The following is a 24,348-nucleotide window of genomic DNA, read 5'->3' as shown; positions in this document are numbered from 1 at the left end:
GCGATCTATTGGGGGAGTGTATCGACGGTGGGTGCGGATCCACCTGCGAAGCCACGCACGGCCAGCAACGGGCGAATCTCTCGCACCAGGGCGAGGCACGATTCCTGGACCGTTCGAGGACGCGGTCATGGACGGTCGAAGAGCCCGTCAGCCCACCCGGAGACCGACCGCCAGCGTCAGTTCGAGGACCCGGTGCGGGGACCCGAGGTCGGGAAACAGCTCCCGCACCTGTGACATCCGGTACCGGACGGTCTGGGGATGGACGAACAGCGCCGCCGCCACCTCGTCCCGCCTGCCCTGGTGCAGCAGCCACTCCCGCAACGTCTCCTCAAGGCGTCGCGCGGTCGCGGCAGGCAAGGTCAGCAACGGTGCGAGGGCTCGGGCACGCAGGTCTGCGAACGCGTCCGCGTCGGCGCTCAGTACCAGCTCGGGCAGGTGGTCCTCGGTGTCGCGGATGTCGGAGGAGAGCGAGCGCGCGCGTACGGCTCGTGCGTACGAGGCGGACGCACGCGTCCATGGCCGGGCCGGGCCGACCACGACGGTGCGGTCGGGCAGCTGCCTCAGGAGATGTGCTCGGTCGGCATCGGGGACGAGCAGCACGCCGGAGGCGTCCGGCAGATCGTCGAGGACGAGGGTGCCCGGGTCGAGCGCGCGGTAGGCGGGCCGGGCCTGGGCGGCGGGCAGCAGGACTGCGGTCAGCGAAACCGGCGGCTGCCACCCGGCCCGCCCGGCAGCGGCAAGGAGCGCGTCCGGGCTCGCGCCGGCGAGGAGGTCGCGGGCCAGTTGTTCAAGGTGGCGCTCGTGGGCGCGGCCCCGGGCGGCCAGTTCGTCGGCGTGGCCCGCGGCGCTCGCGGCGGAGAGCTCGTCGATGTAGGCGAAGGTCAGCTCGGCGAACTTGGCGACCTCGGCGGCGGGCAGACCTGCGGGCACGGCACCTGCGGCCAGGCCTCGCCAGGCCACGCGGGCGCCGACCCGGTAGGCGCTGAGCAGGGCGTCCATTGAACGGCCGTCGCGGACCTCGCCGCGGCCCAGCTCGTAGGCTGCGTCGCTGGCGTCGCCGCCCGTGGCGTTCCCGCTCGCGAGGTCCAGGTAGAGGCCCAGGGCGGTGCGGACGGCTCGGCGGATGGTGGAGCCCATGCGGCCCGAAAGGGCGTTGGCGTAGGGAGGGACCTCGTCGATGATCGCCTGGACGACCTCGTCGGCGGTGGTCCTCAGCGCGGCCCGAAGCGCGGTGACCGTCGTCTCGTCGAGGACCAGTTCGCTGGCCCTCCGGATTGCGTGACTCATGTTTTTGTTCCCTGCGAACAATTCAGCCGGCAAGATTCACATCCTACGGACAGGACTTTACCCCCAGGGGTGCATCAAGCTGGGGTCATGACGAGTGCAGCCCTCCGCAGTAGGGCGTGGAAACTGCTGGAGATGCTCACGACGCCGCTGCTGCCGTCGGACTACCTCGACCTGGTCAGCCCGCTGCGTGCGGGTGCCGACCTGCGGGGGCGCATCGAGGCCGTGCACCCCGAGACGGGTGACGCCGCGACCGTCGTGATCAGGCCGGGAAGGGGCTGGCGCGGCCACACAGCCGGTCAGTACGTGCGGATCGGGGTCGACGTCGACGGGGTGCGCCTGTGGCGTGCCTACTCGGTAACCTCGCCGACGGACCGCCGGGACGGCCGGATCACGATCACCGTGAAGGCGATCCCGGACGGCAAGGTCAGCAATCACCTGGTTCGCAGGGCGAAACCGGGCACGCTGATCCAGCTCGACCAGGCCACCGGTGACTTCGTGCTGCCGGAGGCCAAGCCCGCCAAGGTGCTCTACCTGACGGCCGGCAGCGGCATCACGCCGGTGATGGGCATGCTGCGCGACATCGAGTTCGACGACGTCGTCATGGTCCACTCCGCACCACAGCCGCACGACGTGATCTTCCGCAACGACCTGCACGACCTGGTCGCGGACAAGAAGCTGCGGCTCACCGAGCTGCACACCGACACGGACGGCATGCTCGACATCGCCCGTCTCGACGAACTCGTGCCGGACTGGGCCGAGCGCGAGACCTGGGCATGCGGGCCCGCTGGCCTGCTCGACGCCGCCGAAGAGCGCTGGACCGCGCACGGCGTCCCAGAGCGCCTGCACACCGAACGCTTCCGCCCCAGCATCGTCGTCGCCGGCGACGGTGGCGAGGTCACGTTCGGTACCACTGGCAAGACCGTCGACGCGGACGGCGCCACGCCGTTGCTGGACGTCGGCGAGGAGGCCGGCGTGCTCATGCCGTCCGGGTGCCGCATGGGCATCTGCTTCGGCTGCGTCACGCCGCTCACGGCGGGCGCCGTCCGCGACCTGCGCACCGGCGAGATCACCGAAGCCGAGCCGGGCGTCCTCATCCAGACCTGCGTGTCCGCCGCGGCGGGCCCCTGCGACATCGAACGGTAGGAGCGCCTTGACCGCCATCGACCCCACCGCCCACCTGACCGCGGAGCAAATCGAGGAGCTCGGCCGCGAGCTGGACGCGATCCGCGACGAGGTGATCTCCAGCCGCGGCGAGAAGGACGCCGCCTACATCCGCAAGGTCATCTCGGCGCAGCGCAAACTCGAACTGGTCAGCAGGGGCGTCCTGCTGTTCTCGATCTTCCCGCCCGCGTGGCTGATCGGCACCGCCGGCCTGTCCGTGGCGAAGATCATGGACAACATGGAGATCGGCCACAACATCCTGCACGGCCAGTGGGACTGGATGCGGGACCCGAAGATCCACTCCACCACCTGGGACTGGGATCACGTCTCGCCGGCCGAGCAGTGGAAGCACTCGCACAACGAGCTGCACCACACGTACACCAACGTGATCGGCAAGGACAACGACCTCGGCTACGGCATCATGCGCGTCGACGAGGACCAGAAGTGGTACCCGTTCCACCTCGGCCAGCCGCTGTGGAACTTCATCAACGCCTGCTTCTTCGAGTACGGCATCGCCGCCTACGACCTGGAACTCGGCAAGAACCTGGACAAGCGCCGCCGCAAGGACCCGGAGTTCCGCGCGCGGGCCAGGGCCGTGGGCCGCAAGATCCGCAAGCAGGTGCTCAAGGACTACGTGATCCACCCGCTCATTTCGGGCCCGTCGTTCCTCACCACGCTCGCCGCCACGTTCACCGCGAACCTGGTCCGCAACATCTGGTCCCACTCGGTGATCATGTGCGGGCACTTCCCCGAGGGCGTGCAGGTCTTCGAGCGCCGGTCGATCAAGGGCGAGACGCGCGGCCAGTGGTACCTGCGCCAGATGATGGGCTCGGCGAACATCAGCGGCAGCAAGGCCATGCACTTCATGACCGGCAACCTGTCGCACCAGATCGAGCACCACCTGTTCCCGGACCTGCCGAGCAACCGGTACGCCGAGGTCGCGGTGAAGGTGCGCGCGTTGTTCGAGAAGTACGAGCTGAAGTACGTCACCGGGCCGCTACCCAAGCAGGTGTACTCCGCGTGGCACAAGGTCTTGCGGCTCTCGCTGCCGAACAAGAAGCCCAAGGTCACGACTCCGGACCGTGAGCAGGAGCTCGTCGCGGCCTGACTCCCGGTACCGGTTCGGGCATCAGAAGTCGGAGCTTCACGGTGTGGAGAGACCTGCGCTGACGGCGGCGAAGGTACCTCGCAGGTCGGCGACCAGCGAGTGGAGGGCTGAGAGGTCGTCTGCAAGAACTCGCTCCATCCAGCGACGAATCGCGGAGATCCTGCCGCGCTGCGGAGGGACGCCGATCTCACGCAGGCGGACCGGGAGACTGACCGGGTTCATGGGCGCTTCCGGCTGGCGGCCGGGGAAGAGCCACTCGTCATGATGGCCGTGCAGCAGGCGAGGCTGGGACGGCGGGAACGCCGTGGCCGCCGTCGAGCGGCCTGGAGCGGGCGAGAAGTCCGAAGTGCGCTGGCCGCCATTGCCCGCCGGCCGAAGCTCGGCAAGCGCCCGAGCCGTTCCTTCCCGGCCGTGACGGTGTGAATCGGCCCCTGTCTCACGGTCCCAGGGGGCTCAACTGGCGGCTGCGCCGTCGGTTCGGCGCAGGCAGCCGACGCCTGTGCCGCCGTCGTTGTCGCACGCTGCAGGAGGCGTCACTGGGAGTCGGCCGCCTGCGGCGACAAGGAGAACAGCACCTCGGCAGCGCGCGCGATCAAAGCCCGCCCGGCTCCCACGGCACCGTCTTTGTACTGGTCGAGGCCGTCACCGGCCTCGTTTTCGATCGCGGCGGGCACAGCTTCGAGGTCTTGCGGCCAACCGCGCAGGCGAATGGCCTCGGGGAGGTCGAGGATGCGCAGCATCCAGGGATGCCACGCCTCGGCTGTGGGCCGGTAGCGGTGGAGGTCAACAGCCGGTGGACCGAAACGAGCCCACTACGCCGCGCTGCCCTAGTGCTGAATTCCTCAATTCGTGTGTATATAGGCACCGTTGGGGAGGGCATTAGCCTGTTTCGCCGACATCGGACATTTCGCGGCCCGCGGGCGTTTCGCGGACGGGGCGCCGTGGAGCCCGAGCAGCCGTCAGGGTGGTACTCATCGAACAGGGCCTGACCTGGGTGATCGGGACCGCGAGCCAGGTCGGTCGTGGAGGCTGCCCTGTTCAGACCTGGTGGGCGACGGCCCGGACGATGAACTCCACCATGTCGTCCACGAAGCGTGTGTCGAGCGGCTCGCGTTCCGCCAATAGGCGGTAGACCAGCGGCGCCGCCACGAGCGTGGCCGCGGACCTGATGTCGACGTCCGGCCTCACCTCACCGCGGGCCATCCCGCGCTCGAGAATGCTCCGGGTCTGGCTCATCACTCGATCGGTGTACGCGCTGTACTCCGCCGACGTGTCACTGTCCGCCGTGGCCGCACTGATCAGCTCGGCCAGCAGCCGGTCTGTCCCCGGCAGTCGGTACGACGCCAACCGCGCGGTGAACACTTCGCGCAGCTCGGCCCGGAGATCGCCGTAGTCCGGCACTGAGAGCGGTCCGACGCGGGTCTCGGCCGCCGCGACGATCAGGGCCTGTTTGGAGGGCCAGCGGCGATAGATCGCGGGCTTGCTCACGCCGGCACGCGCAGCGACCGCGTCCATCGTGACGGCATCGACGCCTTGCTCGGTTATCAGCTCGATCACTGCGTTCAGGGCAGCGCTCGTGACCCGTGTCTCCCTAGGACGCCCCGGTCCCCGCTCGGCTCTCCGCGCCGGTGTGCCAACCATGCTCCGAGCTTAAGGTCTGGTGCAGACACGGCAGCACCAGGAGTATCTATCGCTCGTGAGCGCCCGACGGTGGTCTGCCGTCCTGGCAGGGCGCAGGAATCGCTCCCTTGACCGGCCGACGGGTCCCGGCGGTCTGGGCCGGCAGCCCCAACTGGGCAGACCTCAGGCACAGTTCCGGTGTCGGCCGTAGTCAGCGGTGATCCGGGGCGAAGGGGCAATGCAGGCGGCCGTACGCCTCACGGGTTTCCGGGCGTGTGCATTGTGTGAGGGACGAAATTGAACCCCGCAGACCCTTGCCCGGGTGCCCGGCAATATCGATACTACCGGTAACGAATAAGTGATCGCCTCCTGGAGGTACTCCATGGCCACATCTGCTGCCGCGACCGCGTCCATCCTGGACAAGCCGCTGATCCACTTCGGGCGCCGTGTGCTGGACCGCACCGCGCTGGGCACCCCGAAGACCGTGTACCGGATCCTGGATGTCTCGCCGCTCACCCCGCACATCGGTGCCGAGGTCGCCGGTGTCGACCTGTCCCAGCAGATCGGTGAGGATCTCGCCGGGGAACTGCGAGCAGCGCTGCTCGAGTGGAAGGTGATCTTCTTCCGCGACCAGCACGACTTCGGACCGGAGCACCACCTGGCGCTCGCCGGTGTCTGGGGCGAGCCGGAGGCGAACCCCTTCTTCCCCAAGGCCGAGACCGCAGGCGTGTCCCGTCTGGCCAAGGACGAGATGGCTGTCGGCAACGAGAACATCTGGCACAGTGACCACTCCTTCATGGCCGCGCCCGCTCTGGGTTCCGTCCTGCGCGCCGTCGAGGTGCCCGCAGCCGGCGGCGACACCATGTGGGCGGACATGGCGGTCGCGTACGACAACCTCAGCGAGGAGATGAAGGCTCGAATAGCGGGGCTCACCGCGGAGCACGACTGGGTGCCCACCTGGGGTTCGTTCATGACGGTGGAGCAGATCGCCGCGCTCCGGACGAGCCTTCCGCCCGTGCAGCACCCGGTGGTCGTCCGCCACCCGCAGTCCGGACGGAAGGTGCTGTACGTCAACGAGCCGTTCACCACGCGGATCGTCGGCCTCTCCGACGCCGAGAGCCAGGATCTGCTCCACGAGCTCGTCCTGCAGGCCCGTATCCCCGAGTTCCAGGTGCGCTTCCGCTGGCAGCCTGACTCCGTCGCGATCTGGGACAACATCGCGGTTCAGCACTACGCGATCAACGACTACTACCCGCAGCGCCGCGTCATGGAGCGCATCGCGATCGCGGGAGTCCCGCTGTCCTGAGGTCACGAGCTCCACGGTGGCCCGGCAGCCGTGTCCAGAGCCGGGCCGCTGCGGCCCCGGTGCCATCCGACCCGCGGGCCGTCCGGCCCGCCGCGCGTGCTCCTCCCGCGTTGTCCACACCCCTGCCCAGCATCCTTCGGAGGACTCCAGTGACCGCCGCGGAAACCCCTGCCAGACCCTTCAGCGCAGCCCCAGCAGCGGATCGGGGATCAGGCGCTCGCGCCTGGCTCGTGACCGGACTGCTCGTGGCCTTCATGATGGTCAACTTCGCGGACAAGTCCGTGTTCGGACTCGCGGCCGACGAGATCCGTGCGGACATGGGACTGTCCGCCACTCAGTTCGGGCTCGCCAACAGCGCCTTCTTCCTGCTGTTCTCGGTTGCGGCCGTCGCTGTGGGACTGCTGTCCGACCGGGTGCGCCCGAAGTGGCTGCTGCTGTTCATGGCTGTGCTCTGGTCGGTGGCGCAGACGCCGGCGGCGCTGGGCGGCGGTCTGGCCGTGCTGGTCGGCTCGCGGATCCTGCTCGGGGCCGCCGAGGGCCCCGCTTTCCCGGTCGCCCAGCAGACGGCGCTGTCCTTCTTCCCCAACCACCGCCGGAACCTGCCCTCGGCCTTGGTGACTCTGGGTGTCACGCTCGGCGTGATCACCGCCGCCCCCGGCCTGACCTGGGTCATCGGACACCACGGCTGGCGTGCCGCGCTCTGGGTGGTCACGGCCGCCGGTGCGGTCTGGGCCCTGGCGTGGGCGCTGCTGGGCTCCGATGCCAAGCACCGGACCGACACCCCGGAACCACCTTCCGCCGAGTCCGCCCGATCCGTTGAGTCCGGTGAGTCCGCGGCGAAGCCCGCTTACCGCCGCATCTTCGGCAGCCGCACCTGGATCGGCGCCACCGCCGCGTACTTCACCAGCTACTGGTGCATCGCCCTGATGCTCGTCTGGATGCCGTCCTATCTGCGCGACGGTCTCGGCCACTCCGCCGCCGCCTCCGGAAAGCTGGTCGCTCTGCCCTGGGCGCTGGGCGCCGTCGTGCTGCTCGGCCAGGCGGCCCTCGCCGGCCGGCTGATGCGCCGGGGCGTCTGCAGCCGCTGGGCGCGCGGCCGGGTCGGCGCCGGCCTGCTGCTGCTTGGAGCCGCTGCCTGCCTGGCCCTACCTCTCGTGGACGGCGCCGTGGCGAAGACCGCGCTGCTGGTCGTCGGCTTCGGCCTGGGCGGGTCCTTCCCGACCATCGCGGCCACCACCATCGCCGAACTGGCCCCGCCCGCCCGGCGTGGAGGTGCCCTGGGCACGATGAATGCCGTGGTCACCACCGCGGGCCTGATCGCCCCGGCCGTCGTCGGAAAGCTGGTCGACAGCCAGGGCGTGACGGGTTATCAGACCGCCGTCCTGGCCTCGGGTGTTCTCCTGCTGGTGGGCGCTGTCGCGGCCTTCACCCTGATTGACCCGGCTCGCGACATCACTCGCCTGCACTGCTGAACCCCTGAACCGCCGCACCTGCCTCGACCACCCTGCTGCCCTAGGAGCGAACCCGTGACGGCCCCTGCCCTCGCCACCGAACTGCTGGACCGTGCCGTCGCCGAGCTGCGGGAAGGCGCCGGATCGTGGACCGCCACCCCGATCGGCGAGCGGATCGTGCTGCTCGAGCGGCTGATGCCGCGCATCGTCGACGGCGCCGAGCAGATGGCCGCCGCCGGCGCCCGGGCCAAGGGCTACGCCCCCGACTCCGCCTGGGCGGCCGAGGACTGGATCGGCGCTCCCTGGGCGCTCGCCCAGAACGTCAGCGCCTATCTGCATGTGCTCCGCCGGATCGCCACGGGCAAGGAGCCGGTCGAGCCCGGGGCGGTGCGCGAGGGCGACGGGCGCACCCGGGTCGACGTCTTCCCCGCCACCGGTTGGGACACCCTGCTCCTCAACGGCTTCAAGGCCCAGGTGTGGATACGCGCGGGCGTCAACGCGCGGCAGGTGCGGGACCGGGCCGCCGGCGAGTACCGCGGGCGGCCCGGACTCCCGGCCGTCGCGCTGGTGCTGGGCGCGGGCAACGTCGCGGCCATTACCGCCCTGGACATCCTGCACAAGCTCTATGTCGAGGGCCAGGTCGTCATCGTCAAGATGAACCCCGTCAACGCCTACCTCCGGCCGCACTTCGAGCAGGTCTTCGCCGACTTCATCACGCACGGCTGGGTGCGGTTCGTCGACGGTGGTGCAGCCGAGGGCGGCTATCTCACCGCGCACCAGGGCGTGGACGCCATCCACGTCACCGGCAGCAACCGCACCCACGACGCCATCGTGTGGGGGACCGACGAGCTTGCCGCGCAGCGCCGCCGCGAGGACACACCACTCATCGGCAAGCCGTTCAGCAGCGAACTGGGCGGCGTCAGCCCGTGCATCGTGGCACCGGGCCCCTGGAGCAAGGCGGACTTCCGCTTTCAGGCCGAGCACATCGTCAGCAGCAAGATGAACAACTCCGGCCACAACTGCATCGCCAGCCAGATCCTGGTCCTGCCTCGGGCCTGGGACGGCACCGAGCGGCTGCTCGCCGAGATCCGGGCGGTGCTGTGTGAGCTGCCGCCACGTACCGACTACTACCCCGGCGCCGACCAGCGCCTTGCTTCCGTGCTCACGGCCCACCCGGACGCCGAGAACCGCGGTGGCTGCCGGATTGTCGTCCCCGACATCACCGACCACGACGACGTGATGATCACCGCCGAGGTCTTCGCCAGCGCACTCGGCGTGGTACGCCTGCCGGGCGATACCCCGGAGGAGTTCCTGCGCCACGCCGTCGACTTCGCCAATGACACCCTCCCCGGCACCCTCGGCGCCACTCTGATCGTCCACCCGCGGACCGAGCGGAACCACCGCGCCGCGGTGGAAGCGGCCATGGCCGCGCTGCGTTACGGCACCCTCGGCGTCAACTGCTGGTCCGCGCTCGGCTTCCTGCTCGGCTACACCCCCTGGGGCGCCCACCCCGGACACAGCCGGCAGGACATCGGGAGCGGGATCGGCTTCGTCCACAACGCCTTCATGCTCGAGGACGTCGAGAAGACCGTGCTGCGCGCGCCGTTCGCGCCCGCCCCACGTGGACTGTTCACCGGTTCGCCTTCGCTGTCCCCCCGCCCGCCGTACTTCGTCACCAACCGCACCGCCCGGAGCACCGTCGAACGCCTCGTCCGCTTCACCGCCGCCCCCGGCATCGCTAAGCTGCCGGCCATCTTCGCCCTCGCCCTACGCGGCTGACCCCGCCGCCTGCACGCCGCACCTGCACCCCGTCCTCTGAGCCACCACCAGAAAAGGAGAGGCCGAAGGTGAACCTCGCCGAACTCCTCAGCCGTACCGCCACCACGCACGGGTCCCGTATCGCCGTCGAGCTCGGCGACCAGTCACTGAGCTACGCCGAACTCGACGTTCTCGCCGGCCGCGTGGCCGCGCTGCTCGCCGCCCGCGGCGTCGCTCCCGGCGACCGGGTCGGTGTGATGCTGCCCAACCTGCTGGAGTTCCCGGCCCTGTACTACGGCACACTGCGAGCGGGCGCCATCGTCGTCCCGATGAACCCGCTCCTCAAGGCGCGCGAGATCGCCCACTACCTGCGCGACTCCGGTGCCGTGCTGCTCTTCGCCCACGAGTCGTCCACACGCGAGGCGGCCGCCGGGTCTGAGAACACCGCCATCGTCCCCGTCGGACCGGGCTCGCTCACCGAGCTGCTCGCCGATTACCCCGAGCCCGCGACCGCGCGGACCGCCCAGGAGCAGGACACCGCGGTCATCCTCTACACCTCCGGCACCACCGGAGTGCCCAAGGGCGCCGAGCTCACCCACGCCAACCTGGTCCGCAATGCCGAGATCATCACGAAGTCGCTGTTCCGGCTCAGACCGGAGGACATCCTGCTGGGCTGCTTGCCGCTGTTCCACACCTTCGGCCAGACCTGCGCCATGAACGCCGCCGTGACCGCCGGCGCCCGCCTCACCCTGATGCCCCGCTTCGACCCCGCCCTGGCCCTGCAGACCATCCAGCGGCGGCAGGTCACCGTCTTCGAGGGCGTGCCGACGATGTATGCGGCCATGCTCGCCGCACACGCACAGCAGCCGGGTACCTACGACGCCTCCTCGCTACGACTGTGCGCGTCCGGCGGCGCCTCGCTGCCCGTGGAGGTCCTGCACGGCTTCGAGGCTGCCTTCGGCTGTCCCGTACTGGAGGGCTTCGGCATGTCCGAAACCTCACCCGTGGCCTCCTTCAACCACCCCGACCGCCCCCGCAAGCCCGGATCCATCGGCACCCCGATCGAGGGCGTCGAACTGCGCCTGGCCGACGAGAAGGACGGCGTCGGTGAACTCTGCGTGCGCGGCCACAACGTGATGAAGGGGTACTGGGGCCGCCCCGAGGCCACCGCCGACACCATCCTCGACGGCTGGCTCCGCACCGGCGACCTCGCCACCGTCGACGAGGACGGCTACTACTACATCGTCGACCGCAAGAAGGACCTGATCATCCGTGGCGGCTTCAACGTCTACCCCCGCGAGATCGAAGAGGTCCTCTACGAGCACCCCGCCGTCGCCGAGGCCGCGGTGATCGGCATCCCCCACCCGGCTCTCGGCCAGGAGGTCGCCGCCGCCGTGGCCCTGCTCCCGGGGGCCGAGGCCACCCCTGACGACCTGCGGGAGTTTGTACGGGCACAGGTCGCCCCCTACAAGTACCCCCGCCAGATCTGGCTGGTCGAAGCACTCCCCAAGGGCGCCACCGGGAAGATCCTCAAGCGCGAGATCCTCACCCCGACCCCGGGCGACCCCCGGCCCTGACAACGTTGGGGGTCAAGGACCCGGCAACGCCGACCGGTGCGAACGGGCAGCGGAGCACTTCGGGCGGCTCAGTTCTCAGGGAGGGCCTGTTCTGCCCAGATGGTCTTGCCACGGGCACTGAAGCGGGTGCCCCAGCGCTGGGTCAGTTGGGCGATGAGATAAAGGCCGCGGCCGCCCTCGTCGGCGAGATCCGCGTGGCGCAGGTGGGGGGCGGTGCTGCTGCCGTCGGTGACTTCGCAGATGAGGGTGCGGTCCAGGATCAGGCGCTGCTGGATGGGACCGGTGGCGTAGCGGATGGCGTTGGTGACCAGTTCGCTCACCACGAGCTGGGTGGTGAAGTCGAGGTCCTGCAGTCCCCAGGTGGTCAGTTGCCTACTGGTGAGGGCGCGGGCGGTGGTGACGACGGCAGGGTCGTTGGGGAGGGTCCAGGACGCGACCTGGTCGGTGTCGAGGGTGCGGGTGCGGGCCAGGAGCAGGACGATGCCGTCGTCGGGCGAGCTGGGATGCTGTGCGCCGACGGCGGCGTCGCAGGTGTCCTGCAGGACGGGGAGCGGGTTGGCCAGGAGGCGGCGAAGTCGGTCCAGACCGTCCTGGGAGGCGCCGTCGTGACGGTCGGTCAGGCTGGCGGAGAACATGGCGAGGGTGCTGCCCTCGGCCAGTTCCAGCTCGATCGGCTCGTGGGGTGGCTGACCGCTTCCCAGGGGCGGTCCGAGCGGGATGTCGGGGATGTGCACTGCTCCGTGGGGGGAGGCGATGACGGGGGACGGGTGGCCGGCGCGTGCCAGCGTGCAGCGCCCGGTGATCGGGTCGTAGACCGCGTAGACGCAGGTCGCGCCGACCGCATTTTCGTTCGGGCCCTGGGTGCCGGGGGCGGGTGGTCCGCTTCTGCCGGGGCCGGTGACCAGGTCGTCGAGAGCCGCGAGGAGTTCGTCGGGGGCCAGGTCCTGGGCGGCCAGGGTGTTGATGGCGGTACGCAGTCGGCCCATGGCCGCGGCGGCGTGCATGCCGTGTCCCGGTACGTGGCCGACCACGAGGGCCACGCGTGCCCCGGACAGCGGGATCACGTCGTACCAGTCTCCCGTGGCGGCGGAGGACACGTGGCGCTCGGCGACCTCGACGGCGCTCTGGTCGGGCAGCGTCTGCGGCAGCAGGCTGGACTGCAGGATGAGTGCGGCGGCGCGTTCACGGGTGTACCGGCGTGCGTTGTCGATGCACACGGACGCCCGTGCGCAGAGTTCCGCCGCGAGGGCGAGACTGTTCTCGTCGAACGGCTGTTGTGCCGCGGTCCGGTAGAAGCCGGCCAGGCCGAGGACGCTCCCGCGGGCGGTCAGCGGTACGAGCATGAGTGAGTGGGCCCCCAACCGGCGGATCAACTCGGCGCGCCGGGCGTCGTGGGTGACCCACTCGCTGTCGATCTCCAGATGCTGCACCAGCCGGGGCTGCAGATCGGCCAGGCACTCCCGGAAGGACCGGGGGTAGGAGACGTCGACCTCGCCCACACGGTAGGCGCCTTCCATAGGCGCTCCTTCGGCGGACTGGAACGCCGCACGCCGCAGGAGCGTGTGGGAGCTCACCGGGCCCAGGGGAAGGGCGTGTCCTTGGAGCACGTCGTCGAGGATGTCCACCACGGCGATGTCGGCCAGCTGGGGGACTGCTGCTGCGGCCAGTTCCCCGCAGGTCGTCGTGACGTCCAGCGTGGTGCCGATGCGCGTGCCCGCGTCGAGGAGCAGATCCAGGTCCGCGAGGGCGCGGTGCCGCTCGGAGACGTCGGTCGACGCCACCATCAGGCCGAGCACGCGCCCCACGGCGTCCTGGAGGCGGAAGAGCGAGACGGAGTAGACGTGCTCGTGTTCGGGATCGGACGGCGGCCGGCCCGCGTGCTCGAGGTCGACGACGGGTCGGCCCGTGTCCAGGACCTCCCGCATCTTCTGCTCCATCGCGTCGTCGAGCAGGCCCGGCGCCACCTCGCGTGCCGGTCGGCCGACGACCTCGTCGCGCGGCAGTCCCCGCAGGCCGGGCGCGGCGGTGTTGAACCACATGACCCGCAGGTCGGGATCAAGGACCTGCAGGCCGAGCGGGGACTGCGTCAGCAGCGCCCGCAATACCGCGTCGTCGAGGTCCGGCGGACCGGATCCGTCCGTCGGGGTCAACAGCATGGACCACACCATGCCGCCGCCCTCACCCACGGTGGGACGCACCTGGACTCCCACGTCCAGCCGGTGGCTGGAGCAATGGCGAGTCACCGCTCCAGCGGAGGGTGCCTCCGCTCCCGCAGAGTGCGCAGGCGTTTGCTCGTCGATTCCGGTCAGCAGGACCGTCACCGGTCGTCCCAGCACTTCCTCTGCTGAGTAGCCGAGCAGCGCCTCCGACTGCGGGCTCCACTCGACCACGATCCCGCGGCTGTCCACGGCCAGCCGGGCCCCTGGCGCTGGGTCCGCGCTGAGTGGGCGGGCGGCGCCGTCATTGCCAGTGCTCATCCGTGCCTCCTCGGGACCACTCCGAGCGGGACGACCCCAGGTGCACTGCCCCACACGTGTTCCGCGGCCCGTCGACCGTCGGCCCGATCCGCGGGGGAGCGGGTTCCTGCAGGTAGCGGCCGGGCGGAGCCAAGCCACCCCGGCCCGGGTTCACACCGGAACGGCCGCTACCGCGCGCCCGCAGCGGTTCCGGGCAGCCCACCAGGCTGGCGCGGCGGTCTCCGAGAGCACAGGATGGGTTCCGCCGGAGAACCGCGAAACGCCTATGACTTCCACTATGCACCGCCGCTGTGTTCCGCGCGGCGCAGCCGAAAGCAGCCCCGCTTCGCTCCGGTCGGCGCAGGCATCTGCCCTGCCGACTGCGCCGCCAGGGCCGCAGGCCCGACCCCGTGCCAACGGGCCGTGCTCGTCTCGGTGGCCTGCCGGTGGCCGGACGCCTTACAAGACAGCACGAACCAGCCGGCCGCACACTCTCTGATCAGGCACGAACTCACTCCGCGACACGAGGCGGCACCATGCCACATGGTCACTGACGGTCTCGAAGATGCGTAGGTCTCGGCTTCGAATCCCGAGGCGGCCGATGGTGAACTCCAGGTCTGGCCTCTGGCGCGTAAATAGATGCAGGTCAGGGTGGGGGTGGGTAGTACTGGGTGGCCGTTGGGTCACCAGGTGGTCGGGGCTGTTGGTCAGAGGGCGTCTTCCCGTGGGTTGAGAGTGACGGCGTAGCCAAGCTGGTTGAGTGCGTTGATGGCCCGGCGGGTGGCGCGTTCAGGGTCGCGCTGGGCGGAGTAGGCCCCGCCGAGCTCGTGGTAGGTGTTCTCGGTGAGCATGTGCCAGATCGCGGTGATGATCGAGTGCTCGACAGCGACCAGGGCCCGCAGTGGGCCTTGGCGAGCGGTCAGCCGCTTGTAGGGGGCCTGTAGATAGGTGTCCTTGGTTCTCGCCGCGCCGAACGCCGCCAGCCCGAGGGCGCCCTTTGAGATACGGATTGCCCGGGCGGACCGTGGTGTTCTTGGTGCGGCCGCCGGACTCGTGGTGTCCGGGGCAGACCCCTAAACCTCTTTGCACGCATCGTCAAGAAACCGTGCACGCAGGGCAAACCCGCGGGGACTTGCCCGGTTCTAGGCTCCGGACTCGAAGGTCAGATATCGATCATCCATCGGCGCGACACATACTCAAGAGGAATCCGGCAGACATGCACATAGCCCGAAAGTCCCCCTACCGAATCTTGTTGGCGCTGCTCGCCAGCGTTGGGATCACCTTGCTGACCCCGCTCACCTCGGCGTCAGCATATGAGTATGAGTCCGCCCACTTCGTCCTGACGAACCAGGTCAGCGGCATGTGCCTGGACGTGCCCGGCAACACGGGGGTGTGGGGTACCCAGCTCGTCCAGTGGCCTTGTAACGGCGGCGCCAACCAGACGTTCTACTTCGCCTACGTCAACAACACCCCTGTGCTGCGCAACGAGGCCACCGGGCTGTGTGCCGAGGTTCCGGGTTACTCCGGCGCCAACGGCACCGCCGTCGTCCAGTGGGGTTGCAACGGCGGCGACAACCAGCGCTGGTCCCTGGGTGGCCCCCAGAATGATGTCTACCACAATGTAGCCAGCAAAAAGTGCATGGAGGTGGCGGACTGGCGCATCGACGCGGGTGCGCCAGTCCGCCAGTGGGACTGTCACGGCGGCGCCAACCAGTCGTGGGTGTCGAGGATTGTGAGCTGACCGAATGGGCCAATGGGGCAGTGGGGACAGGCGGATGCCTCTCCCACTGCCCCGTCTGTTGCGGACAGCTGGTATCGGGCCGGAGCGAATCACGGCGATGCGCGGTCGGTGCAGGACGCCTTGAGGCTCTGTGCGCGGAACTCGGTGGGGCTGAGGCCGTACGCCTCGCGGAAGGAACGGCTGAAGACCGCAGGTCCGCTGAAGCCCCAACGGGCGGCGATGGTCTGTACAGGGTGAGTGAGGAGATCCGGGCGGGCGAGATCGGAGCGGCACCGCTCCAGGCGGCGTCGGCGGATCCGGGCATGGACGCTCTCCTCCTGGTCGTGGAAGAGCTGGTGGACACTGCGCACCGAGATGTTGTGGCGGGCGGCGATAGTGGAAGGGGTCAGTTCCGGGTCGCCGAGGTTGTGCTCGATGAAGGAGCAGATCCGCTGCAACAGGGCCTGCGCACGGGTTTCGGAGGGGAGTTGCTCCTCGGCGTCCAGGTGCTGGGCCAAGCAGGCGGCCGCCAGGTCGGTGGCTATCGTACCGAGATGGCGCAGCTCCGTCGGCGCGCACTGGTCGCCGTGGTCGACGAGGGTCCTCATGAAAGAGGCCAGGATTGCCGCCGTACCATAGCGACCCGGTATACGGCGGGCGAGGAGGCGGTCGAGCCGCTGAGGGCGCAATGGCAGGGCGCTTCGGGGAAGTTGTAGGATCACCAGCTCGCCCGGGTCACTGGCGGTGTGGACCCCGGCGTCGGAGGGCCGCGAGGTATCCCAGAACACCAGGTCCCCGACGCCGACGCTGCAATCGTTCCCGTGCTGGGACATCGACATGGAGCTCTTGCTCACCATCGCCAACTGGTACTGTTCCGGATCGCTTTGCCGGATCAGCGCGGGCGTACGCCGCGAACGAATGGGCGAGTAGGCGAGTCTCGACACACGGAGTTCTCCCAGATCCATGACGGCGGCCTCGGCCTGGAAAGAGGAGGGCTGCTCGCTGCTGATCGCAGTGGGCATCACCTCACGCGAGACCATGTCGGAGAACCAGTCGAAGCGTTCTGTTGCGGGTAGTCCGCTCGACGACACCATTGCCCACATCTCAAGTCCCCCGATTCGATCTTCATGGCCCGGTGCCAAGGATGCACCACTGTTCGTGGCCCGCCTGTCACGGGTCGGGGACCGGCCGGGCACCGCGGGAAACGGTGTTGATGCCGCGGCACCACTGTCAGTGGCTCTCGCTTCGATCGTTCATGAGTCTTCGTTGGTGTGCTGACGGGGACTCTGTGTTTGCGAGGTGCGGTCTTTTCGGTCTGGGGCGCGTTGGCGGCCCGGTTGTCGCGTCGGGTGGGCGCCGGGTTCCACTTTCCCGGTGTGGTGGTGCGGATCGTTGGGGCGGTCGGTGTGGCTGGTCAGCCGGGGCTCGGCACGGCATTGAGCCGGTCGATTGCCGGGTGATCTCGTCGGACCAGGGCCATCTCGTGGTGAAGCGGAGCCAGCGGCGGCGGCCAGTGGTGACCAGCGGGGCGGCGGCGGAGAACAGCCGCAGGCGGAGCTTCTTGGGTTCCCAGCGGCGGGTTTCTGCGGTCAGGGCGAGCATCGGCATCCAGGCGAGGAGGTCGAGTGCGATGGAGACGATCTCCAGCCAGATCCGGTTCTGCGCGGTGTCGTGCAGGGGCAGGTTGCGCAGGCCTGTGTCGCGGGTGCCTCGGATGCGGTCCTCGCAGCGGGCCCGCCTGCGGTGACGCAGTTCCAGGTCGTCGAGCTGGCCGCCCTTGGTGCTGGTCGCGAAGCACGTCAGCCGCAGCCCGTCGAGATCGGTGAAACGCAACTGGGCGCCGGGGTGAGGCCGTTCCTTGCGGACGATCAGCCGCATTCCCTTCGGTCAGGTGCTCAGGTCGGGCATGCTGGTGATCTCCGCGACCCAGGCGCCAGGCCGCTCGGTGCCGCCCGCGTCATAGGCCGGTGTCCACGCCTTCTTCGGGATCTTCAGGACGGCCTGGTGGATTGCGTCGGTGATGGTCATTCCGACGGAATACGACAGCCACCGGCCCGGCTTGGAGAGCCAGTCGAGGAAGGCGTGGGTGTCGCCGGCGGAATCGGTGCGGATCAGTGTCTGCCGGCCCCGCCGCAGGTGTTTGGGGAGCTGAGCCAGGGCGAGCCGGGTGGTTTCGATGTGATCGCTCGCGGTGTTGGAGCCTGCGTTGCCGGGCCGCAGCAGCGCGGCCACCGGCTCTCCCGACCCAGCCGCTCCCTGGTCGACGAACGCGACGAGCGGACGATGACCGAAGGTCTTCTTCCAAGTCGCGGTGGCGTCCTGTTTCTCGGAGTGCGCCAGGGACCAGCACGCCGTCGATGTCCACGATCACGTGACCGTCGGCGGCCGGACCGTTCGCCCCGGCCAGCTCCCAGACCCGCGAGCGTACTTCGGCCCGCGCCGACCGGGTCGCCGTGAGGGCCTTCGGGCCTGCTGCCGCGCGGGCATCGATGAGCCGGGAGACCGTGGGGTCCGACGCTACCGGGCCGAACACGTCGGGATCGGCCCGCAGCACGGCGACATCGGCGAGGCAGTCCCCGCCCAGAGCCGTCGCGAGCGCGACATCCAGCAGGACCTTGCCCGGGTCGTGCACTGCCCGCGGCTTGCGCCACGGCGCCATTGCCGCCGATATCGCGGTGTCCAGGCCGGACTTGCGGACCGTCTCGACCAGCAGCACCGCCCCGGCTTGCGAGACCACCCCGCTACCACCGCCCTCGACGCGGACACGCGGGTACAACCCGATACGCTTGCTCACCTGGAGAGTGCTTCATTCCGTGCAGCCAACAGGACCCTAGACAAGTCCCATCGTTGCAGGGCAGAAGCACTCTCCGCTGATTTGATCAAGGCATGGACGAGCACGCTTATGAAAGCGCGAGGTTAGAAGAGCTCGTAAATCTGAGACCTCAGCTGTGGTGCTGGACGCCAGCGTGGCAGCGCTGGTGACGCCCGGTCAAACCTCTTGGTCACGAGGCACGTCTCCTACAGTCCCGTCGCACCGTTCAACGCGGATCGCGAAGTCATGCCTTGTCGCCCCTGGTTCATCGAAGCGGGCTACACGCCGAGCTCGTAGTGGCTGACGCCGTGGAACACCGTCACGGTGCTGGCACCGTTCAAGGTTCCCCACGGCTGCTCTGGCAGTGGGCGGTTCAGGAACGAGGAACCGCAGCTCTCGCAGCAGTCCAACGAGTCCTGCCAGGCCATCGCGTCGCCCTCGGCCGTCGGATGACGCATGGTGCGCCGGTCATAGCCCTCGCGGTCCTCGGCCTCACACCGCTCACCGTGACCGCAGTCCGGTGTCCTGCACCGGCACGGCTGGTCGCATTCCGCCACTTCCAAGACCAGATCCTGGAGGCAGCTTGGCCCCCGGGCTTCGGCGTAGTCGCGGGTTGAGCGAGTTCGTCCCGATATGAGCCCGGAACGTAGGGCAGGCGCGAGCTTCCAAGATCATGTGGGTGTCGAGTCCAGTGATCCCTACGGAAGTCCGTGCCCGCCGTCGCATCTTCTCCGATCCCGCCCGTCCTTGACCAACTCCGTGATCAGCCTGACGCTGCCGAGGTTGAACTGCCCGGACTGCTGGCCCGGTTGGCCGAGATTCCGGCACATCGTCCTGAGCCTGGGATCGGCGTCATCAGCCGGGGCTGGAGATCTCTGACGTGGGGCGGCACGGGCTCTTGCCCGGCTGATGGCAGGCGGCACGCAGAGCGTTCATCTTCTCCGCGTCGGTGGTCTCGGCCTCGGCCGTGTACGTGACGATCCTGAGGTCGGTGCCGGCGGCCATCAGGACGTCGAGGTCGAGGGCGATGTCGCCCACCAGCGGATGTTCGATGGTCTTGCGGTCACCGACATGGGTGCGGGCGGTGCCGTTGGACCACAGGCGGGCGAAGCGGGGGTTGTTCCGCCGCATGTGGTCGACGAATGAGGTGAGTCGTCCGTCGTGGGGATGGGCGGCCGCTGTCACACGCAGGTCCGCGACGAGGTCCTCCTCCTCCACTTCGTCGCCCGCCCAGGACAGAACGGGCCATGCCGCGATCGGTTCCCGCGCTCGTCCACCGCTCGACCGGAACATCCCGGCGACGAGATTGCGCTCGTCCCAGCCGTACGTACGGGGATCGCCGACCACGGCGGACCACATCCCGTTCCAGCCCACGAGGGTCCAGTCGGCGGCGAAGACCGCGGTGGGGTTGTCTCCCAGTTGGCATACCAGTCGGTGCACCCTCGCGGGCACCTGCCGGGACACGTTCCCGGTGGCGGGCGGTGCGAGACGGGCGCAGCGGAACAGATGGTCACGCTCGGGCGGGTCGAGGTGCAGCGCTCTGGCCAGGGCGGCGACCACCTGGGCCGAGGGGTGCCGAGCGCGGCCCTGTTCCAACCGAACCACGTAGTCGACGGACAGCCCGGCCAGTCGGGCCAGTTCCTCTCGGCGCAGTCCGGGGATGCGCCGGTTCTCGCCCGCCTCCAGCCCGCTGTCCTGCGGTGACACGCGCTCGCGCCAGCCCCGCAGCGCGATGCCGAAGTGGTTCGTCGTTGCCATGCAGGTCATCGTCGTCCAGATGCCCTGGACCGCATGGTGCTTCTACTGCCGCACAACAGACTCTTTACTCGTCGGCAGCGCCTCGCCGGACGCGTCGTCGGTGGCGACCCAGTGTGCGCGGGTGAAGGCGGCGGCGGCCCGCAGCGCGGCGTCGGCCTCGTCGAGCATGGCGGCGAACGCCTGGAAGACGTGCGGTACTTGGGGCCAGACCTGCAGTTCGACGTGGACGTCGTGTTCGGCGGCGCGGGCTGCCAGCCGTACGGCGTCGTCCAACAGGATCTCGTGAGAGCCGACCTGGATGAGCAGGGGCGCCAGGCCGGTCAGATCGGCGAAGACCGGGCTGGCATACGGCGTGGCGGGATCCGTGTCCCGCAGATAGTCGCGGGCGCGTGTGCGCAAGCCTTCGGGGGTCAGCGCGGGATCGACGGCGGCCTTGCCGACCGCGCTGTCGCCGGACACGCTCAGATCGGCCCACGGGGAGAAGACCGCGGCCGACGAGGGTTGGGGCAGGCCAGCGTCCTTGGCGGCGACCAGCGTCGCGAGGGCGAGACCGCCGCCTGCCGACTCGCCGATGAAGGCGATGGCGGAGCTGGGAACACCGTCGTCGAGCATAGCGCGGTAGACGGCCAGCGCGTCGTCGACGGCTGCGGGGAACGGGTTCTCGGGGGCCAGTCGATAGTCCACGCACACGGCGCGTGCACCGGTGCGCCGGGCGACGTCCCCGGCCAGGCCCGCGGCGTCGGCCGCCGAGCCGATGGCATAAGCGCCGCCGTGCAGGTACAGCAGCACGGTCGCCGGGTCGTTCGCCGGTGTCTCCACGGTGACGACGGGCACGCCGCCCAACTCGCCTGCCGTGGTCGAGACGTCGGGGGGCAACGGTAGGGACGTCATCATGCCGTGGAAGACGGCGCGCTGTTCGGCGACGTCGCCTCCGACGTCGAGCGGGCCGTGCCGCAGCAGGTCGTCGAGGGTTTGGCGCTGTTGCCGAGACATGGCAGTGCCTTTCGTGGTTCCGGTAAGTGCCGTACGGCGGAACGGTGATCGCTGCGGACCTGCCGACGGTCAGCGCGGCGGCCCGACGATGATCTGGCCGTACATGTCGGCGGCTTCGGCCATGAGGTCCCGTGAGATCTCGAAGCCTTCGGGGCGCGGGGTGGCCAGGTCACGTCCGGCGTGGCGGAACATGCCTTCGATGCCGCCGGGGGTGCAGATCATCAGCAGGTCGGCGGTGTCGGAAGTGATCCGGTAGCCGTGGGGGACGTTCCGGGGGAGGTAGACGATGCCGCCCTCCGACAGTTCCATCTCCTGGTCGTCGCACCACAGCAGCGCACTGCCCTTGATCAGCATGAAGATCTCGTCCTCACGGGTGTGCGTGTGGTAAGGCGGCGCCTCGCCCTTGCCGACGGAGAACCGTCCGACGGTCAACTGTCCGCCGGTGGCCACGCTGTCCAGGAGTACGGCGAACTCGCCGCCGTCGAGCCATTCGAGCCTCTGCTGCTGCTCGGGCTGGGCGAGGTAGGCCATGGTCATGACGGTGTCCGTTCTGCGTGATCGGCGGACTCGGCGCCTTCGCCGAGGGGAATGAGCGCGATCACGGGGATGACCCACTCGGTCTTGCTTTGATAGCCGGCGAAGCCGGGAGAGCGGCGAGCCTGCTCGGCGAACGCCGTGTCGCGCTCCGTGCCCCGCAGTTCGACGGCGCGCACGGCGAGGATCGCGTCGCCCACCTCGATGCGTGCCTCGGGATGCGCGAGCAGGTTGTGGTACCGGTCCGGATTGCGGTCGGAGCCGGCCTGGGAGGCGAAGACGAGGAAGCGGCCTCTGTCGGCCAGGTACATCATCGGATTGAAGCGGGACCTGCCCGAGCGCGCGCCGACGGTGTGCAGCAGGAGTAGGGGCGCCCCGCTGAAACTACCACCGACAACTCCCTTGTTGGCACGGAACTCGTGGATGATGCGTGCGTTCAAGTCCGGTTTGCCAGTCATGACTGTCTCCGGTTCGGACTGTGCCGTGCCTGTGGCGCTGCGGACCCGGGCCGCAGTTCGCTTGTTCGATCGTCCTCTGGGCGATACGCCGACCGCCAGTCGCGAGGGTAGGAACAGCAGTACCACTCCCCTCGATTCGTCTTCTACGCCACCGTGCAGTTCGCCGCATGCGTGCTGTTCGTGCTCATGGTCCGGGAGATCCGCGGTGACGGCCTCTACCCAGAGTTTCGGCGTAGTCGCCTAACGCCCAGTTCGTGGCGAACTACCAGCTCAGCGGTGCTCTCGGAACGTGACAGGCACGGCTTCCGAGATCATGGAGTTCTCTACGCCCCGTGATTCAAGTGGAAGACCGTGCCTGCCGACGCATCATCTCTGATCTCGCCTGCCCTTGACCAACTGCGCGAGAATCCGCAGGTCGGACGTGAGGAGGTCCCGGGCCTGCTGGAGCGGCTGGCCGAGGTGCCGGACCCACGTGACCCACGCGGAGTGCGCCACCGCCTGGCGCCGTCGTGCTTGCTCTCACTGCGTGCGCGGTGCTGGCCGGAGCGACCTCGCTGCTGGCGGTCGGCGAGTGGATCGCCGATGCCCCCGGGTATGTGCTGGAACAGGTCGGTGCCGACCTCGATCCGCTTCTGCCGAGGCGGGTCCTTCCCGCCGAGACCACGGTCCGCCGGCTGCTGGCCCGCGTCGACGGCGACGCGCTGGACCTGGCTGTCGGGAGCTGGCTTGCCGACCGCCGACCGAAGGCGACCGGGCTGCGCGGTCTGGCCGTGGACGGCAAGAGCCTGCGCGGCGCGGCCAAAGCGAAGGGCCGCAAGATCCACCTGCTCGCCGCACTGGAGCACGCCACCGGCCTGGTCCTGGCCCAGCTGGACGTCGGCGAGAGGACCAACGAGATTACGTGCTTCCAGCCGCTGCTGGACACCGTCGCCGACCTGGCCGGCACCGTGGTCACCAGCGACGCGATGCACACCCAGCGCGAGCACGCCGACTACCTCCTCGCCCGGGGCGCTCACTACATCGTGATCGTCAAGGGCAACCAGAAGAAGCTGCGGCGCCAGCTCAAGTCCCTTCCCTGGAAGAGCATTCCGCTCCAGGGACGCACCCAGGGCATCGGACACGGCCGCTCGGAGATCCGCCGGATCAAGGTCGCCACCGTGAACAGCCTCCTCTTCCCCGGAGCCCGCCAGGCCGTCCAGATCAAGCGCCGGCGCACCGACCGCACGACCGGCAAGACCACCGTCACGACGGTCTACGCCGTCACCAGCCTGACCGCCGAGCAGGTACCGCGGCCCAGCTCGCCGAACTCGTCCGCGACCACTGGAAGATCGAGGCCCTGCACCATGTCCGCGACACCACCTTCGCCGAGGACGCCTCCCAGCTGCGGACCGGCAACGCACCCCGTGCGATGGCCACCTGGCGCAACCTTGCCATCGGAGCCCTCCGCACGGCCGGAGTGAAGAACATCGCGGCCAGCCTCCGCCGCAACGCCCGCGACCCTCGCCGCCCCCTGGCACTCCTCGGTCTCGGATGATCACGAACCGGACGTCACGCGACTACGCCGAAGCCCTGGCCTGGCCCCCGACACAACGACGGCTTCTCATTTCTTGGTGATCATAGGCATAGCCTTCCAGCTTGGAGGATAGCTGCCGTCCCAGGTTACCCCTTTCAAGCCTGTGACTGACGTGGTGTCGAATGGCTTGCCGTTGTCGTCGAGGGTCCAGGATCCCCTGGCTTCGCCGTCGACCCATGTCAGTACGGCATTCCAGGTGCATTCGCAGTGCTCCATCTGTACATCGATGAGGAGAGCCTGCTGATTTGCTGCCCTGATCGTGATCGGGAACATCAGTGGTGCGCGCTGGTACCAGGTCGGCAAAGCGTTCACTGGAAGCCAGTATGGCGCTGCTGTGTCGAAGTCCACTACTCCGTAGAGAGGGTCGCCTCCTCCACCGCATTGGCCCTGTCTGTTCAACAGCGATCCTTGCACTTGCGGTCGGCGGGACAGAACATGGAATGTCAGCCTCGTCAGGGTGACCGCATGGTCGGTCGGTGCGGTGACGGCAAGCTGTACTTCGGCGGGACTGGCCGGCACCGCACCGAAGAGTTCGGGTGCCGTATCCCAGGTCTTGCCCCCATGCTTTGGTCCGGTGCCCGGTTGCATCGACGTCGTAAGCGCAGGAGAGTCGGCGCTGGGGTACACGTCCCCGGCGTCCGGAGAACATCCCAATCCTTGATCGACCGAACCGCCGAACCTCAACCCGTCGGATTCGGTGTGGGCAAGGTTCGAATCCACGCCATCACTCGATGCGGGGGCTGATGCGGGCGCCGCAGAAGCCGAGCTGTTGGCAG

General features: G+C 69.0%; 19 protein-coding genes and 2 pseudogenes. 8 read left to right on the top strand and 13 right to left on the bottom strand.

Annotation, left to right across the window (positions count from 1 at the left end):
- Positions 1-147: 147 nt before the first annotated feature.
- Positions 148-1,287, bottom strand: coding sequence for a PucR family transcriptional regulator (locus AC07DC_RS31045; RefSeq protein WP_478917812.1), 1,140 nt, complete (start codon positions 1,285-1,287; stop codon positions 148-150).
- An 87-nt stretch (positions 1,288-1,374) separates the two neighbouring features.
- Between AC07DC_RS31045 and AC07DC_RS31040 the strand changes: the two genes are divergently transcribed.
- The gene (locus AC07DC_RS31040; protein ID WP_478917811.1) at positions 1,375-2,430 is read left to right on the top strand and encodes a ferredoxin reductase; all 1,056 of its coding nucleotides are present in this window, start codon (positions 1,375-1,377) and stop codon (positions 2,428-2,430) included.
- A gap of 7 nt (positions 2,431-2,437) precedes the next feature.
- Positions 2,438-3,556, top strand: coding sequence for a fatty acid desaturase family protein (locus AC07DC_RS31035; RefSeq protein ID WP_478917810.1), 1,119 nt, complete (start codon positions 2,438-2,440; stop codon positions 3,554-3,556).
- 533 nt (positions 3,557-4,089) lie between these two features.
- Here AC07DC_RS31035 and AC07DC_RS31030 read toward each other — a convergent pair.
- Both AC07DC_RS31030 and AC07DC_RS31025 read right to left on the bottom strand, forming a co-directional pair.
- Positions 4,090-4,296, bottom strand: a complete 207-nt coding sequence (locus AC07DC_RS31030) for a hypothetical protein (RefSeq protein ID WP_478917809.1) — start codon at positions 4,294-4,296, stop codon at positions 4,090-4,092.
- A 298-nt stretch (positions 4,297-4,594) separates the two neighbouring features.
- Positions 4,595-5,113 carry a TetR/AcrR family transcriptional regulator gene (locus AC07DC_RS31025; RefSeq protein WP_478917808.1) on the bottom strand — a complete coding sequence of 173 codons (519 nt, stop codon included), beginning with the start codon at positions 5,111-5,113 and terminating at the stop codon, positions 4,595-4,597.
- A 445-nt stretch (positions 5,114-5,558) separates the two neighbouring features.
- On the opposite strand from AC07DC_RS31025, the gene AC07DC_RS31020 reads away from it, so the two are divergent.
- The 4 genes from AC07DC_RS31020 to AC07DC_RS31005 all read left to right on the top strand — a co-directional run bounded on the left by AC07DC_RS31020 (position 5,559) and on the right by AC07DC_RS31005 (position 11,268).
- Positions 5,559-6,482 (top strand): TauD/TfdA dioxygenase family protein, encoded by a 924-nt coding sequence (locus AC07DC_RS31020; protein ID WP_478917807.1) that lies wholly within the window; start codon positions 5,559-5,561, stop codon positions 6,480-6,482.
- 230 nt (positions 6,483-6,712) lie between these two features.
- Positions 6,713-7,954, top strand: a complete 1,242-nt coding sequence (locus AC07DC_RS31015) for an MFS transporter (RefSeq protein WP_478917806.1) — start codon at positions 6,713-6,715, stop codon at positions 7,952-7,954.
- A gap of 54 nt (positions 7,955-8,008) precedes the next feature.
- Positions 8,009-9,712: an aldehyde dehydrogenase family protein gene (locus tag AC07DC_RS31010; RefSeq protein WP_478917805.1), complete on the top strand. Its 1,704-nt coding sequence runs from the start codon at positions 8,009-8,011 to the stop codon at positions 9,710-9,712.
- Positions 9,713-9,780: 68 nt separating this feature from the next.
- Positions 9,781-11,268, top strand: a complete 1,488-nt coding sequence (locus AC07DC_RS31005) for a long-chain-fatty-acid--CoA ligase (RefSeq protein ID WP_478917804.1) — start codon at positions 9,781-9,783, stop codon at positions 11,266-11,268.
- A gap of 68 nt (positions 11,269-11,336) precedes the next feature.
- On the opposite strand, the gene AC07DC_RS31000 is transcribed toward AC07DC_RS31005, so the two are convergent.
- Together AC07DC_RS31000 and AC07DC_RS30995 are read right to left on the bottom strand one after the other, a co-directional pair.
- Positions 11,337-13,745, bottom strand: a complete 2,409-nt coding sequence (locus tag AC07DC_RS31000) for a SpoIIE family protein phosphatase (RefSeq protein WP_478917803.1) — start codon at positions 13,743-13,745, stop codon at positions 11,337-11,339.
- A gap of 686 nt (positions 13,746-14,431) precedes the next feature.
- The gene (locus AC07DC_RS30995; RefSeq protein WP_478917802.1) at positions 14,432-14,575 is read right to left on the bottom strand and encodes a hypothetical protein; all 144 of its coding nucleotides are present in this window, start codon (positions 14,573-14,575) and stop codon (positions 14,432-14,434) included.
- 401 nt (positions 14,576-14,976) lie between these two features.
- Between AC07DC_RS30995 and AC07DC_RS30990 the strand changes: the two genes are divergently transcribed.
- Positions 14,977-15,465, top strand: coding sequence for an RICIN domain-containing protein (locus AC07DC_RS30990; RefSeq protein WP_478917801.1), 489 nt, complete (start codon positions 14,977-14,979; stop codon positions 15,463-15,465).
- A gap of 89 nt (positions 15,466-15,554) precedes the next feature.
- On the opposite strand, the gene AC07DC_RS30985 is transcribed toward AC07DC_RS30990, so the two are convergent.
- From AC07DC_RS30985 to AC07DC_RS30955, 7 genes and pseudogenes are all read right to left on the bottom strand, one after another.
- Complete coding sequence (locus AC07DC_RS30985; RefSeq protein ID WP_478917990.1) at positions 15,555-16,547, bottom strand: AraC-like ligand-binding domain-containing protein; 993 nt, start codon at positions 16,545-16,547, stop codon at positions 15,555-15,557.
- Positions 16,548-16,858: 311 nt separating this feature from the next.
- Positions 16,859-18,238 (bottom strand): annotated as a pseudogene (locus AC07DC_RS30980) (IS1380 family transposase).
- Between the two features lie 296 nt (positions 18,239-18,534).
- A complete protein-coding gene (locus AC07DC_RS30975; protein WP_478917800.1) occupies positions 18,535-18,714 on the bottom strand; it encodes a hypothetical protein in 180 nt (59 codons plus the stop codon).
- Between the two features lie 397 nt (positions 18,715-19,111).
- A complete protein-coding gene (locus tag AC07DC_RS30970) occupies positions 19,112-20,014 on the bottom strand; it encodes a helix-turn-helix transcriptional regulator (RefSeq protein ID WP_478917799.1) in 903 nt (300 codons plus the stop codon).
- Positions 20,015-20,056: 42 nt separating this feature from the next.
- A complete protein-coding gene (locus AC07DC_RS30965) occupies positions 20,057-21,007 on the bottom strand; it encodes an alpha/beta hydrolase (RefSeq protein WP_478917798.1) in 951 nt (316 codons plus the stop codon).
- A 69-nt stretch (positions 21,008-21,076) separates the two neighbouring features.
- The gene (locus AC07DC_RS30960; protein ID WP_478917797.1) at positions 21,077-21,544 is read right to left on the bottom strand and encodes a cupin domain-containing protein; all 468 of its coding nucleotides are present in this window, start codon (positions 21,542-21,544) and stop codon (positions 21,077-21,079) included.
- On the bottom strand, positions 21,541-21,999 hold the full coding sequence (locus AC07DC_RS30955; protein ID WP_478917796.1) for a nitroreductase/quinone reductase family protein: 459 nt from the start codon (positions 21,997-21,999) through the stop codon (positions 21,541-21,543). The genes AC07DC_RS30960 and AC07DC_RS30955 overlap by 4 nt, the downstream gene beginning before the upstream one ends.
- A 509-nt stretch (positions 22,000-22,508) precedes the next feature.
- On the opposite strand from AC07DC_RS30955, the pseudogene AC07DC_RS30950 reads away from it, so the two are divergent.
- Positions 22,509-23,219: pseudogene (locus AC07DC_RS30950) on the top strand (ISAs1 family transposase); the annotation flags it as partial.
- A 380-nt stretch (positions 23,220-23,599) separates the two neighbouring features.
- Here AC07DC_RS30950 and AC07DC_RS30945 read toward each other — a convergent pair.
- Complete coding sequence (locus AC07DC_RS30945) at positions 23,600-24,292, bottom strand: hypothetical protein (RefSeq protein ID WP_478917795.1); 693 nt, start codon at positions 24,290-24,292, stop codon at positions 23,600-23,602.
- Positions 24,293-24,348 lie beyond the last annotated feature (56 nt).

This window comes from Streptomyces sp. NPDC045021 (genome assembly GCF_056432645.1).
This window is presented reverse-complemented; position numbering and strand designations above follow the sequence as displayed.

Bases quoted from the DNA above. Each gene is read 5' to 3' on its own strand.
- AC07DC_RS30960 (WP_478917797.1), bottom strand. From the start codon at position 21,544: ATGACCATGGCCTACCTCGCCCAGCCCGAGCAGCAGCAGAGGCTCGAA.
- AC07DC_RS31045 (WP_478917812.1), bottom strand. From the start codon at position 1,287: ATGAGTCACGCAATCCGGAGGGCCAGCGAACTGGTCCTCGACGAGACG.
- AC07DC_RS30955 (WP_478917796.1), bottom strand. From the start codon at position 21,999: ATGACTGGCAAACCGGACTTGAACGCACGCATCATCCACGAGTTCCGT.
- AC07DC_RS31030 (WP_478917809.1), bottom strand. From the start codon at position 4,296: ATGCTGCGCATCCTCGACCTCCCCGAGGCCATTCGCCTGCGCGGTTGG.
- AC07DC_RS30995 (WP_478917802.1), bottom strand. From the start codon at position 14,575: ATGCTCACCGAGAACACCTACCACGAGCTCGGCGGGGCCTACTCCGCC.
- AC07DC_RS30970 (WP_478917799.1), bottom strand. From the start codon at position 20,014: ATGGCAACGACGAACCACTTCGGCATCGCGCTGCGGGGCTGGCGCGAG.
- AC07DC_RS30965 (WP_478917798.1), bottom strand. From the start codon at position 21,007: ATGTCTCGGCAACAGCGCCAAACCCTCGACGACCTGCTGCGGCACGGC.
- AC07DC_RS30975 (WP_478917800.1), bottom strand. From the start codon at position 18,714: ATGCGTCATCCGACGGCCGAGGGCGACGCGATGGCCTGGCAGGACTCG.
- AC07DC_RS30985 (WP_478917990.1), bottom strand. From the start codon at position 16,547: ATGTGGGCAATGGTGTCGTCGAGCGGACTACCCGCAACAGAACGCTTC.
- AC07DC_RS31020 (WP_478917807.1), top strand. From the start codon at position 5,559: ATGGCCACATCTGCTGCCGCGACCGCGTCCATCCTGGACAAGCCGCTG.
- AC07DC_RS31040 (WP_478917811.1), top strand. From the start codon at position 1,375: ATGACGAGTGCAGCCCTCCGCAGTAGGGCGTGGAAACTGCTGGAGATG.
- AC07DC_RS31000 (WP_478917803.1), bottom strand. From the start codon at position 13,745: ATGAGCACTGGCAATGACGGCGCCGCCCGCCCACTCAGCGCGGACCCA.